This window comes from Blastococcus sp. SYSU DS0533 (assembly GCF_054050775.1).
In genome coordinates, this window is record NZ_JBJGZZ010000002.1 from 167,170 (window position 1) to 180,193 (window position 13,024).

General features: G+C 74.2%; 7 protein-coding genes. 2 read left to right on the top strand and 5 right to left on the bottom strand.

Features of this window, described 5'->3' with window-relative positions:
- Positions 1–163: 163 nt before the first annotated feature.
- The 5 genes from cydC to ACI79W_RS03900 form a co-directional block, all read right to left on the bottom strand.
- Positions 164–1,783 (bottom strand): thiol reductant ABC exporter subunit CydC, encoded by a 1,620-nt coding sequence (cydC, locus tag ACI79W_RS03880; RefSeq protein ID WP_456560755.1) that lies wholly within the window; start codon positions 1,781–1,783, stop codon positions 164–166.
- Entirely contained in the window at positions 1,780–3,411 is a 1,632-nt protein-coding gene (gene cydD, locus ACI79W_RS03885; protein ID WP_456560756.1) for a thiol reductant ABC exporter subunit CydD, read from the bottom strand. The genes cydC and cydD overlap by 4 nt, the downstream gene beginning before the upstream one ends.
- A 25-nt stretch (positions 3,412–3,436) precedes the next feature.
- On the bottom strand, positions 3,437–4,471 hold the full coding sequence (gene cydB / locus ACI79W_RS03890; protein WP_456560757.1) for a cytochrome d ubiquinol oxidase subunit II: 1,035 nt from the start codon (positions 4,469–4,471) through the stop codon (positions 3,437–3,439).
- Positions 4,472–4,473: 2 nt separating this feature from the next.
- The gene (locus tag ACI79W_RS03895; RefSeq protein WP_456560758.1) at positions 4,474–5,907 is read right to left on the bottom strand and encodes a cytochrome ubiquinol oxidase subunit I; all 1,434 of its coding nucleotides are present in this window, start codon (positions 5,905–5,907) and stop codon (positions 4,474–4,476) included.
- 335 nt (positions 5,908–6,242) lie between these two features.
- Positions 6,243–7,442, bottom strand: coding sequence for an MFS transporter (locus ACI79W_RS03900; protein ID WP_456560759.1), 1,200 nt, complete (start codon positions 7,440–7,442; stop codon positions 6,243–6,245).
- A gap of 424 nt (positions 7,443–7,866) precedes the next feature.
- Between ACI79W_RS03900 and ACI79W_RS03905 the strand changes: the two genes are divergently transcribed.
- Together ACI79W_RS03905 and ACI79W_RS03910 are read left to right on the top strand one after the other, a co-directional pair.
- The gene (locus tag ACI79W_RS03905) at positions 7,867–11,316 is read left to right on the top strand and encodes a BTAD domain-containing putative transcriptional regulator (protein WP_456560760.1); all 3,450 of its coding nucleotides are present in this window, start codon (positions 7,867–7,869) and stop codon (positions 11,314–11,316) included.
- 104 nt (positions 11,317–11,420) lie between these two features.
- Positions 11,421–12,821 (top strand): FAD-binding oxidoreductase, encoded by a 1,401-nt coding sequence (locus tag ACI79W_RS03910; protein WP_456560761.1) that lies wholly within the window; start codon positions 11,421–11,423, stop codon positions 12,819–12,821.
- The last annotated feature ends 203 nt before the right edge of the window (positions 12,822–13,024 follow it).

Genomic DNA, 13,024 nt, shown 5'->3' on the forward strand with positions numbered 1-13,024 from the left:
GTGCCGTCCGATACGCCGGGGAACGCTGCCCCTGCAGCGGTCTGACGGGTCCGCCCCCCTGACCGGCCCCACCCGGGTCCACCGTGGGCTCCGGTCTGCGGCCGAGGGGCGAAGGGGTACGTCGAGCTGCCTGCCGCTCGACCGGCTCTCTCCGCCGTGAGGGTCACGTCGCAGGCTCGAGTGCGACGATGCGCCACCGGTCGCCCAGAACGGCAGCGTCGTGGCTGACCAGCAGGACGCTGCGGCGATCGCGCGCCAGCAGGTCGAGGACGCGGCCGGTCAGCTCGGCGTCGAGGTGGGCCGTGGGCTCGTCCAGGAGCAGCAGGTCGGCGGGGCTGAGGAGGGCGCGGGCCAGCGCGACGCGCGCCCGTTCACCGGCCGAGAGCCGTTGGCCCGACTCGCCGATCCAGCCGTGCAGACCGACCGTCCCGAGCAGGGCGCCCAGCCCGACGTCCTCCAGAGCCGCTGCCAGGGTCCCGTCCGTGGCGCCGGGACGGCCCAGACGGAGGTTGCCGGCGAGGGTGCCACCCAGCAGCTGAGGGGTTTGCGGCGCCCACGCCGTCCGACCGCGGACGTCGTCGAGGGCCAGCCATCGCAGGTCCGTACCGCCGATCGTGACCCGCCCGGCATCGGGATCCCTCGCGCGCATGGCGAGGGCGAGCACCGTGCTCTTCCCCGCCCCGCTGCGCCCGGTCAGTGCGACCTTGGCGCCCTCCTCGACCACGAGGTCGAACCCGCGCAGTGCCGGACCGGAGGCGCCGGTGTAGGTGAGGCCCACGCCTTCGAAGCGCAGCGTGGCACGGACCGGAGGGGGGAGCGGCCGCGGCGGCTCGGTGACCGCAGGCGTCTGGTCACCCAGTGCCCGGACCCGGTCGGCCGCAGCCCGGATCCCCCCGGCCTCGCTCCAGGCGGCACCCAGCCCCCCGACGGCCTCGAAGGCCCCCACCACACCCAGGGCGCAGGCGGCGAGGAGTACCGGAGCGGTCGTCCCTCCCGCGACCTGGGCACCGACCAGGAGAAGGGCCGCCACCACGCCGAGACCCGGCACGCCCTCCCGGAGTGCGGTGGTGACCGCTCCGATGCGCGCGGCCGTCCGCTCCGCGTCCACCTGCTCGGCCAGGGAACCGTCGAGGCGCGCCAGCGCGGAGCCACCCCCGTCACCGCTCAGGTGGTCGGCCAGGCCCCGGAGCAGGTCGAGCGTGTCGGCGCCGAAGGCGGCCTGCGCCTGCGCCGCCCGGATGGCCGCACGCCGACCGGCTCGGTAGGCCAGCGCCGGGACCAGCACGCCGAGCACGAGCAGCAGCCCGCACAGGACGACGGCGAGGGCCGGCGAGACCAGCGCGGTCAGTCCCACCGCGACGCCCCCGGCCAGGACGGCGACGCCGGCGGGGGCGAGGAGTCGGATGACCACGCCCTGGAGCTGGTCGACGTCGGCACGCACCCGGGCGAGGAGGTCCCCGCCCCGCGAACCGCTGAGCGCCGCGGGCGCCAGCGGGACCAGGCGCGCCAGCAGGTCGGCGCGCACCCGTGCGACCAGCCGCAGGGTCACGTCGTGGGACACCAGCCGCTCGGCGTACCGGACGGCAGCGCGGGACACCCCGAACAAGCGCACGCTGGTGATGAGCGGCATCAGGGCGAGCAGCGTCGACGGCCGCTGCGCCGCCCCGGTGATCAGCGCTCCCGACGCGGCCAGAAGCGCGGCGCCGCAGAGAACCGTCAGGCTGCCCAGGACGATCGCGAGCGTCGCCCGTGGGATCGGGACGAGGGCGAGCAGCTCTCTCACCGGGACACCGCCGGCGTCACGACCCCACCGGCACCGACCAGGACCACCTGGTCGTGCAGGGCCAGGGGTGCGGTGCGGTGGGTCACGGTGACGACGGTCCGCCCGGCCGCCACGGTGGCCAGGGCGGCCAGCACCTCCGCCTCGTCGGCCGGGTCCAGTTGCGACGTGGGCTCGTCCAGGAGGAGCAGCGCGGCGTCCTTGACCAGGGCCCGGGCGAGGGCCAGGCGCAGCCGCTCGCCGCCGGAGAGACGGGCGCCGTCCTCGCCCAGCGGTGCGTGCAGGCCGCCGGGCAGCCGACGGACGAACTCGAGGGCCTGGGCCAGGTGGAGAGCCTCCTCCACCTGCGCGTCCGTGGCGCCGGGCAGCCCCAGCCGGACGTTGTCCGCGACCGTGCCGGGTAGCAGGAACGGGCGCTCGGGTACGTAGGCCACGCGGCTCCGCCAGGCCTCCGGATCGAGGGTCGACAGCGGCACTCCGTCGACCAGCACAGCTCCCCGGTCGGGAGCACCGAACGCCAGGAGCAGGCGGACGAGGGTGGACTTGCCTGCGCCGCTGGGCCCGACCAGCGCCGTCCGGGAGCCCGGCGGCAGGTCGAGGTCGACGTCGGACAGCACGGTGCCCGGCCCCGAACCGATGCCCACGCCGGTCAGCCGGACGTGCGGCACCCCGACCGGCGGCATCCGGTCGCCGCGGGGGGGCTCGGGCCGGTCGAGGACGGCGAACACCCGCTCCGCGGCGGGCCGGCCCTCCAGCGCAGCGTGGTGGTCGGCACCGAGGGCCCGCAGCGGTGCGAAGAACTCGGGGGTCAGGAGCAGGACGAGCAGGGCGCGCTGCAGCGACAGGTCTCCCTCGAACAACCGCACCCCTGCCGTGACGGCGACCAGCGCGGTGCAGAGCACGGCCCCGAACTCGAGCACGAACCCCGACAGGAACGCCGCGCGGAGCACGCGCATGGTGCTGGCGCGGTGCGCCTCGCTGACCGCGGTGAGCCACCGGCTGCTCGACCGCGCCTGTCCGTACGCCACCAGGGTCGGCAGGACGCGGACGGTGTCGACGAGCACGGCCCCGAGTTGACCGAGGCTCGCCCACTGCTCGCGTGACGAGCGGGCGGCGAGGCTGCCCACCAGCCAGAGGAAGAACACGATCAGCGGTCCGGTGAGGACCAGCAGGACTCCGCTCGCCGGATCCAGCACGAGGACCGTCCCGGCGATCAGCGGGGGGACGACCGCGGCCGCCACGGTGCCTGGCACCAGCCGGCCGACGAGCCCGTCCAGCCGGTTCACCCCCTCGGTGGCCGTGGTGACCAGCTCCCCGGCGCGCTCGCCGGCGGATCCCTCGGGGCCCAGGGCGAGGAGCTTGCGCACCAGCGCCGCGCGCAGCTCGCGCCGGACCCGGGCCGACGTCCCGGCGGCCAGCAGGTCGCGCAGCCCGAGCACCGCGGCCCGGGACAGCCACGCGACGAGGGCGCCGGTGAGGGCACCCCCGATCTGCTCGGGTGCCGTGCGGTCGGTGGCGACCCGGCTGACCACGAGGGCCACGAGCGACCACTGCACGACCGCCAGCGCCCAGGTCAGGACGGCGAGGACGGCGCAGGCGGCGACCAACCGCCGGGGGCCGCGCAGGGTCATCAGTCGCCGGGCCGGGCCCCGCACCTCAGTACCCGTGGTCGAGGGCGCCCTCGTCCGGACGGACGCGCTCCCGGAAGACGTAGTAGTTCCAGATCTGGTAGCCGATGATCAGAGGTAGGAAGATCGCCCCGACCCAGGTCATGAGCACCAGGGTGTAGTGCTGGCTCGCCGACTCCTGGAGGGTGAGGCTGTAGTCGGCGTCCAGCGTCGAGGGCAGCACGACGTCGCCGGTGAACAGGGCGATGAAGACGGTGACGGTCGCGAACAGGATGGTCAGGCCGCTCATCGTGAAGGCGAGGGTGTCCCGCCGGCGGGTGAGCGCGAGCCAGATGCTGGCCAGGGTGAGGAACGCGGCGGCCGGGAACAGCCAGGGGAAGACCCCGAAGTCCTCGAACAACCCCTCGGTCACGTACCCCATGACGACGAAGGCCAGGATGGCCACGGTGGCCAGCGCGCCCCAGGTCAGCGCCGCCTTGCGCGCCCGGGCGTACAGGTCGGTGTCCTTGTGCAGGCGCAGCAGCAGGAAGTTCGCGCCGTGCAGCATGAACAGCAGCAGGGTGGCCAGCCCGCCGACCAGGGCGAACGGCGTGAAGAGCTCGGCGAAGGGGCTGAGGACCCGGCCGTCCTCGTTCACCGGGAGCCCCTCGATCAGCTTCGCCATCACCACGCCCCACAGGAACGACGGGACGACGCTGCCGCCGAAGGACATGTAGTCCCAGAAGTTGCGCCACCGCTGCGTGTCCACCTGGTTGCGGTACTCGAAGGACACCCCCCGCAGGAGCAGGGCCAGGAGGATCAGCACGAACACCGGGTAGAGACCGCTGAAGACCGCCCCGTACCAGATGGGGAAGGTCGAGAACATGAGGCCGGCGGCCGCGATCACCCAGACCTCGTTGCCGTCCCAGAAGGGGCCGATGGTGCCGGTGAGGGCACGCTCCTCCGCCTCGTTCTTGGCCAAGGTGGGCCGGAGGATGTCGACCCCGAAGTCGAACCCCTCCAGGAAGAAGTACAGGGTGAACGTCAGCGCGATCAACCAGAACCAGAGCGCGACGAGATCCACCGTCAGTCCTTCCGGTCGTAGCCCTGGAAGCCGGCGCCCTCGTAGTCCGGAGCAGGCGCCGACAGCATCTGGACCTCCGGCTTCCGGTGGATGCCGGCACGCGCGGTGACCGTGAGGAGGTAGATGTCCAGCCCGATGAGTGCCAGGTAGACGACCCACAGCCCGATGAGCCCGGCGAGCACCTCGCCGAAGGTGTTGGCGCTGACGCCTTCCTCCACGGTCAGCAGGCCGTAGACCATGAACGGCTGACGGCCCATCTCGGTCGTCATCCAGCCGGTGAAGTTGGCGATCCACGGCAGCGGGATGAACAGCACCAGCGCCTTCAGGAACCAGCGGGTCTGGTTCAGCCCCTGTCTGCGGCGCCACCAGAGGAACAGCCCGAGGAAGGCGGTGGCCAGCAGGAGCGACCCGATGGCGACCATGATCCGGAATGACCAGTACACCCAGGTCACCGGCGGGATGTAGTCCCCCTCGCCGTACGCGGCGTCGTACGCCTCCTCCAGCTGGTTGATGCCCTCGTAGCGGCCCTCGAGGCTGTTGTAGGCCAGGATGGAGCCGAGGTACGGGATCTCGACGGTGAAGCGGTTCTCCCGCGCCTCCTCGTCGATGACGGCGAACAGCGACCACGGGGCGGGCGACTCCGACGTCTCCCACTGCGCCTCCATGGCCGCGAACTTCATCGGCTGGTCCTCCCGCGCGACCTGTGCCGCGGTGTGCCCGCTGACCACGGAGAACACGGTGCCGATCGCCGCGAAGACCAGGCCGATCCGGAGGGCGGGGGAGTACACCTCGACGTTGCGTTGCCGCAGCAGGTGGTACGCGCTGATCCCCAGGACGAAGAAGGCCGCGACGATCCAGGCGCTGCCCTGGACGTGGGCGAAGTACAGCCAGGCCTTGTAGTTGAGGACGACGGCCATGAAGTCGGTGAGGCGGGCCTGGCCGTCGACGACCTCGTAGCCGACCGGGTGGTGCATCCACGCGTTGGCCAGCACGATCCAGAAGGCGCTGATCTGCGTGCCGATGGCCACCAGCCAGATCGCAGCCAGCCGCAGCGAGCGCTTGAGCCGGTCCTTGCCGAACCACCACAGCCCGATGAACGTGCTCTCGAGGAAGAAGGCCATGAGCACCTCGAGGGCCAGCGGCACCCCGAAGATGTTGCCGACGAAGTAGGAGTACTGGCTCCAGTTCATCCCGAACTGGAACTCCTGCACGATGCCGGTGACCACCCCGACCGCGAAGTTGATGAGGAACAGGTGACCGAAGAAGTTGGTCATCCTGTCGTATCGCTCGCGACGGTCCTTCCGGACGTAGGCGACCGTCTCCATGATCGCGATCAGGAAGGCCAGCCCTACGGTCAGCGAGACGAAGAAGAAGTGGAAGATGCTCGTCGTCGCGAACTGGAAGCGCGACAGCTCCAGCACGTCCACAGGCTCCACCGCCGATTCTGGGCCGTCCCACCGCACCAGCGGTGTCGTCGGGCGCCGGTCTGCCGAGGAGGCCCAGCCTGGCACGTCTGCGTCGCACCAGCAGCCCGAGACGTCGCATCGAGGACCGCCACTCCCAGCGCGGCGAGCCCGACCGCCCGCCCCGCGCGCGCCGCCGCCGGCCGGTGGCGCGGCATCACCCCGGATCACGGTGGCGGCGGTGACTCCACAACCCCGCCGCCGTGCTCAGCGACGAGCTCGAACAGCCCTCGGCCGCAGGCGGCCGTGGAGCCACCCTCGCCGGCGGAGGGGACCTCCCGGATCGGGCCAGCTCCGACCGGTCGGCATCACCGCCTGCTGGCAGCGCCCCGGGCCGGGGGGTGCGAGGTGGTGCGACGCATCGCGAGCGCGCCGCAGGCGGGCCCGGGTGCGAGGAGCAAGAACGCGTACTGCCAACCGACGGCGTCGGCCAGCATCGGCACCAGCTGGATGCTGGCCACGGTGAGGGCGAACCCGATCGCGGTCTGCGCGCTGAGGGCGGTGCCGACGAAGCGACGGTCGGCGACCTCGGACAGCGCGGTGGAGAACACCCCGGAGTCGGCGATCACCGACGCGCCCCAGACCGCGAGGAAGAAGGCCAGCAGCGGTGCCGGGGCGACGAAGGACAGGGGGGAGAGCAGGCAGCACGCGCCGCTGACCGTCAGCGCGGTGACGGCCGCCGCGGAGCGCCCGAACCGGTCGGCCGCCCAGCCACCGAGCAGGCACCCGGCCAGGCCGAACAGTCCCATGGTGACGAACACCAGGACCTGGGAGTAGGAGCCGAACTCGTCCGCCGCGTCGGCGTGCAGCAGGAACATCGGAGCCCACGTCCACAAGGCGTAGAGCTCCCACATGTGCCCGAAGTAGCCGAGGTTGACCAGCCGGGGTCCGCGCTGGGTGAACATCTGCAGCGCGTACCTGGGGTGCAAGGTGACGGCCCCGCTGGACAGGTGGGGTCCTGGCCGCACCACGCCGAGGGCGAGCACGGCACCGAGCAGACCGGCCGCGGCCGTCACCTGCAGGACGCCCCGCCACGGCAGGGTCACCAGCCCCCCGATCAGGTGCGGAAGTGCCGAGCCGACGGTGAGCGCGCCGATGAGCAGGCCCATGGCCGCCCCCCGGTTCCGGCTGGTCGCCCAGGAGGCCATCAGCTTGATGCCGACCGGGTAGACGCCGGCGAGGCACACCCCGGTGAGGAACCGCAGGACCAGCGCCGGCGCCAGGTCCTCGGCGAGCAGGGCCAGAGCGAGCGTCGCCAGGGCGGCGAGCGCGGCGCTGCCGGCCATCAGCCACTGAGGTGCGAAGCGGTCGGGCAGGTTCAGCCCGGTCGAGACCAGCGCCCCGGTCACGAACCCCAGCTGCACGGTCCCGGTGAGCCAGACCGCCGCGGCGCTCGAGATCGCCCACTCGGCCTGCAGGCTGGGGACGACCGCCGACACCGAGAACCACACCGCCAGACCGAGGACCTGGACCACCGCGATCGCGGCGCGTTGGGTTGCTGCAGTCATCGGTTCGGCGGTCGTCCGTCGCTCGGTCACGCCCGGCATGACGCCGCCGTCGACGCCGATCCGGTGGCCGGCGAGCTCCACGCCCACGTCCAGGGGTACGGGGTGCGGTCCGGCCTCGGCCGTGAGGATGCGGAGGACTCGGTGGCGGCGATCGCCTGGTGGGCCCACATGGAACCGATGGTGACGAAGCCGCCGGTGCGCTGCTGGTCGGCGGACTGCGGCGCGGGCCGAGAGGGCAGCGCGGCCCGTGATCCCGGGCTGCGGACCGACCGCCCCTGACCGGCGGGCAGAGCCGCCACGCCGCGGGGCGGTGGGGCCGGCAGCGGCACCCGTCACGGTGACCGCGCGGCCCCCGGCCCCGGCCCGCGCCTGGCATCCTCGGCGGTCGCGGACGGAGCACGGCGCGTGTGCGGAGGTTCAGCCGATGACAGGGGACGACGTCGTCGCCTCGTCCGTTGCCGATGTCCGGACGTCGACGCCGACGTGGTCGGTCCGCGTCCTCGGCACGGTCGCGGTCGAGCGCGCCGGCTCCCGTGTCGCCCTCGGCGGTCCCCAGCAGCGCAGCGTGCTGCTGCGGCTCGTCCTCGCCGGCGGCATGCCGGTGTCCGTCGACGCGCTGCTCGACCAGCTCTGGCCGGACCGGCGCCCGGCGTCGGCGACCAACACGTTGCAGTCCTACATCTCCACGCTGCGGCGACGGCTCCGGACGCCCGGAGGCGGGCCGGTTCTCATGCGGGAGGGTGCCGGCTACCGCTGCACCATCCCGGTCGGGGCGGTGGACGCCTTCCGGTTCGAGCAGCTGCTCCGCGAAGCCGAGGACGCAGACCCGGTGCAACGGGTCCGGGTCCTCGGGCAGGCGGTGGCCTCGTGGGGCGGTCCGCCCTTCCCGGAGTTCGCCGACGAACCGTGGGCCAGGAGCGAGGCGGCGCGGCTGCGCGAGCTGCACGAGGTCGCGGTCGAACGCCTCGCGGCGGCACGGCTCGACGCGGGTCGGCCCGGCCTCGTCGTCCCGGAGCTCGAGGTACTCGTCGCGGAGTCCCCGCTGCGCGAGGAGCGTTGGCGGTTGCTCGCGCTGGCGCTGTACCGCACCGGGCGGCAGGCCGACGCCCTCGCTGCCCTGCGTCGTGCACGGCAGGTGCTCGCGGACGAGCTCGGGGTCGACCCGGGACCTGCCCTGCGCCGGACGGAGTCGGCCGTCCTGGCGCAGTCCCCGGAACTGGACGGTCCGGAGGCCCCCACCTCCCGGCGACCGGGACCGGCCGCACCCACGGAGCAGCCCGGTGACCAGCCGGCGGGCGCGCCGCCGGAGGACCTCGTCCTGGAACGGGAGGGGGAACTCTCCTCGCTCCGCTCGTGGGCGGACGACCTGCGTCGCGGGCGAGGCGGTTTCTCGCTCATCGAGGGGGTGCCGGGCGTCGGGAAGACCCGGCTGCTGCAGGAGCTCGCCGCCCTGCTCGCCCGGGACGCGCTCGTGCTGACGGCACGGGCCACGCCGCTGGAGAAGGGCTACGCCTTCGGCGTCGTCCGGCAGCTCCTGGAACCACCCCTGCAGGACCCGGAACGCCGGGCGGCGCTCCTGGGTGGGGCGGCATCGGCAGCCGCGAGCGTCTTCGACCTCGCCCCCGTCGGCGCCCCGGGTCCTGACATCGCGTTCTCGGTGCTGAACGGTGTGTACCGCCTCGTCGCCGCCCTCGCCTCCGACTGCCCGGTCGTGCTGGCCATCGACGACCTGCAGTGGTGCGACGTCACGTCGCTGCGCGCGGTCGCCTACGTCGTCGGACGCCTCCACGGCCTCCGTGTGCTGGTCGCGGCCACCCGCCGCGACGGCGAGCCGCACGACGCCCCCGAGCTGTACGCGGAGCTCACCGAGCACCCCGAGGTCCGGCTCCTGCGCCCCCAGGCGCTGACGCCCACGGGGGTGACCGCTCTCGTCGCCAGGCAGCTGGGGCGGGCGCCGGACCCCGAGTTCGTGCGTGCGTGCCACGGGGCCACGGGCGGGAACCCGCTGCTCCTCCGGCAGCTGCTCCGCGCACTGGAGGCCGAGCGGGTGCCGCCCGACGCGGCACACGCCGACGCCACGATGGCGATCGGGTCGCGAGCGATCGCCAACCTCGTGCAGCTCCGGCTCGCCCGCCTCGGGAAGGACGCCGCTGCGGTGGCGGCCGCCGTCGCCGTGCTGGGGGAGCGGGCAGAGCTCCCCGCGGTGGCTGCGCTCGCCGAGGTGGGGGAAGCGGCGTGCGCCGGCGCCATCGCCGCGCTGGCGCGCGCCGAGGTGCTCCGGCAGGAACCCCCGCTCGGCTTCGTGCACCCGCTGGTGGCCGAGGCCGTCGAGCGCGGGCTGCCACCGGGGGTGCGCGAACTGCGGCACGAGCGGGCCGCGCGCCTGCTGGCCGCCAGGCAGGCGCCCCTGGAGGCCATCGCTTCGCACCTCCTGGTCATCCCGCCACGCGCGGACCCGTGGGTCGTGTCGACGCTCCGCGCCGCGGCCCGGGACGCCGTCAGCCGCGGTGCCACGGACAGCGCCGTGTTCGTGCTCCGCCGCGCCCTGGCCGAGCCGCCCGACGCCGCCACCCGTGCCGACGTCCTGGCCGAACTGGGCCGCGTGGAAGCCCACGTCGACGGCCCCGCCGCCCTCACGCACCTGCGCGAGGCCTACGACCTGGCACGCGACCCCCGGCTGCGGGCGGACATCGCCCAGGCGCTGACCCAGACGCTGATCTTCGCCGGCCGGGTCGGCGAGGCTGCCGACTTCGCCGGCAACGCCCAGGCCGACCTCCCTGCCGACCTCGTCGATCGCCGCCAGGGGCTCGAGGCGTCGGCGCGGATGTGCGGGTACATGCACGGACTGCCCGCGCATCGGTGGCGGCGCACGCAGACGTCGTGGCCCGAGGGGAACGACGTGGGAGCGCGGATGGCCGCGGCGGAACGCGCCCTGCAGCTCACCATCGACGGCCGCGACCGCGAGCGAGCGGTCGCCCTCGCCCGGTTCGCCCTGGAGGACGGGGCACTGCGGGCGAACGGTCTCAGCCTGTTCGAGTTGAGCGCCGCGAACGTGCTCGAGCTGGCCGACGACGACCTGTCGGCCTACTGGGCCCAGGCCCACCTCGATGCGGAGGCGACGGGCTCACCGTTCTCCCTGCTGTCCGTGCGGCTGTGGTGGGGGCACGCGCTCCTGCGACGGGGCGAGCTCGAGGCCGCCCAGCACTCCCTCGCTGTGGCGATCGACCTCACGGCGCGCTGGCACGTGCGGCTCGGGGCGTTGTACAGCCACGCCTTCGCGCTCGAGGTCGCGCTGGAGCGCGGCGACGTCCCTGCCGCGCGCGCGGTCGCCTCCGGCCTCGGGCATCTCGCCCTCCTCGGCGACGGCGGGTGCTTCGGGGTGTACGCCCGCGGACGGCTCGCCCTGGCCGAGGGCCGCTTCGACGAGGTGGTCGGCCGGGCGCGGACGCTGGCGCAGCTGGAGCCCAGGTGGCGCAACCCCGCCTGGCGACCGTGGCGGTCCCTGATGGCCGCCGGGCTCGCCGGACTGGGCCGGCCCGCCGAGGCGGTCCCGCTGCTCGAGCAGGAGCTGGCGCTGGCCAGGGAGTGGGGCGCGCCGCGACCGATCGGAAGGACTCTGCGCCGGCTCGGCGAGCTGCTCGCTGCCCGGGGCGAACCCGCGCTCCGGGACGCCGTCGGGATCCTCGCCGAGACGCCTGCACGGCTGGAGCTCGCCCGTGCGGAGGCGGCGCTGGCCCGCGTGGTCGGGGATCCGGACGAGGCGGGAGCGCTCCTCCGCTCGGCGCGCGGCCGGGCGGAGAGCTGCGGCGCGCACAGCCTGGTGGAGGACGTCACGGCGACGCTCCGGGGGCTGGGCGAGGAGCCGTCGCCCTAGCCCGACGGGCCACCAAGCCGCTGCCAAGCTGCTGCCAGGTGGCCGCTCAGCGAGCCGCGGCACGGTGCCGGTGTCCCTGCCGAACCGATCCGAAGGAGACTCCGGTGACCGTCACCGATGCTGCGGCACGCCTGCACCCTGCTGCCTCCGCTCTGCGCACGCTGTGCGGCGGGGCCGTCCACCTCCCCGGCGATCCCTCCTACGACGAGGCCCGCATGGCGTGGAACCTGGCCGTCGACCAGCGCCCTGCCGCCGTCTGCTACCCCGGTTCCGCGGCGGAGGTCGCCGAGGTCGTCCGGGCCGTGGCCGCCGCCGGCCTGCGGGTCGCCCCTCAGGGGACCGGGCACAACGCCGGCCCGCTCGGGGACCTCAGCGGCACCGTGCTGCTGCGGACGGCGGGCATGCGGCAGGTGCACGTCGACCGGGCCCGAGAGCGGGTCACCGTGGGAGCCGGCTGCCTCTGGATCGACGTGGTGGGCGCGGCGGCCGAGCACGGGCTCACCGTCCTGCACGGCTCCTCGCCCGACGTCGGCGTCGTCGGCTACTCGCTCGGCGGCGGCATCGGGTGGTACGCCAGGTCCCTGGGGCTGCAGACCAACGCGATCACGGCCGCGGAGCTCGTGACAGCGGACGGGGAGATCCGCCGGGTCGATGCGGAGCACGACGCGGCCCTGTTCTGGGCGCTGCGCGGTGGGGGCGCCAACGCCGGGATCGTCACCGAGCTGGAGTTCCGGGCCTTTCCCTTCACCGAGGCCTACGCCGGCATGCTCGTGTGGGACGTGGCCCGGGCCGAGGCCGTGCTCCCGCGCTGGGCGGAGTGGGCCGACGAGGCACCCGACGAGGTCACGACCGCTTTCCGGTTCCTCCGGTTCCCGGACGTGCCCGAGCTCCCGGCCCCCTTCCGAGGTCGGTCGCTGCTCGTCGTCGACGGTGCCGTGCTCGCGGACGACGCAGCCGCGGGAAGGGTGCTCGCGCCGCTCCGCGACCTCGCTCCGGAGATCGACACGTTCGGCCGTGTGCCCACCTCCTCACTGATCCGGCTGCACATGGACCCCGAAGCACCCACCCCGGGGATCTCCGCGGACGCGCTGCTCGGCCCGCTGTCCGCGGCCGCGATCGACCGGCTGCTCGAGGTGGCGGGCGCCGGGGCCGCCGACGCGCCCCCGATGATCGAGCTGCGGCAGCTGGGCGGCGCTCTCGGGCGTCCGGCTCCCGGTGCCGGTGTCCTGCCCCAGCTCGACGGACGGTTCGCGCTGTTCACCGGCGGGCTGGCGTTCACGCCGGAGATGAGCGCCGACTCCGAGCGGCGCACCACGGGCGTGGTCCGTGCCATGGCCCCGTGGGCGAACGGACGGCGATACCTGAACTTCAGCGAATCGAGGGTCGACGTCCGCCAGGGGTATCGCGAGCAGGACTGGCAGCGGCTGCGCGCCGTGCGGGAGCAGGTCGACCCGCTGGGCGTCATCGTCGCGAACCACGCGGTCGCAGGCGGGGACGAGGAATGATCGACGGCAGGAGCGTGAGTCGTCCCGACGGGGCGGCGCCGGCGTCGAGCGGGCGGTCCGGCGCCGGCGTCCTCCGGAACCCTTCCCCGAGTCGGTGCGACGGGGTGCCGCCGGGCCACGCTCCGTCACGGAGGTCGCGAGCTGCCGGGTTCGCCGCCGCCCTGTGCCCGAACGTCGTCGGGCCCGGTGCCCGGTGAGCCATG

What these genes read in the sequence shown, in the direction of transcription:
- cydD (WP_456560756.1), bottom strand. Translation starts at nt 3,411, where the DNA reads ATGACCCTGCGCGGCCCCCGGCGGTTGGTCGCCGCCTGCGCCGTCCTC.
- ACI79W_RS03900 (WP_456560759.1), bottom strand. Translation starts at nt 7,442, where the DNA reads ATGACTGCAGCAACCCAACGCGCCGCGATCGCGGTGGTCCAGGTCCTC.
- ACI79W_RS03905 (WP_456560760.1), top strand. Translation starts at nt 7,867, where the DNA reads ATGACAGGGGACGACGTCGTCGCCTCGTCCGTTGCCGATGTCCGGACG.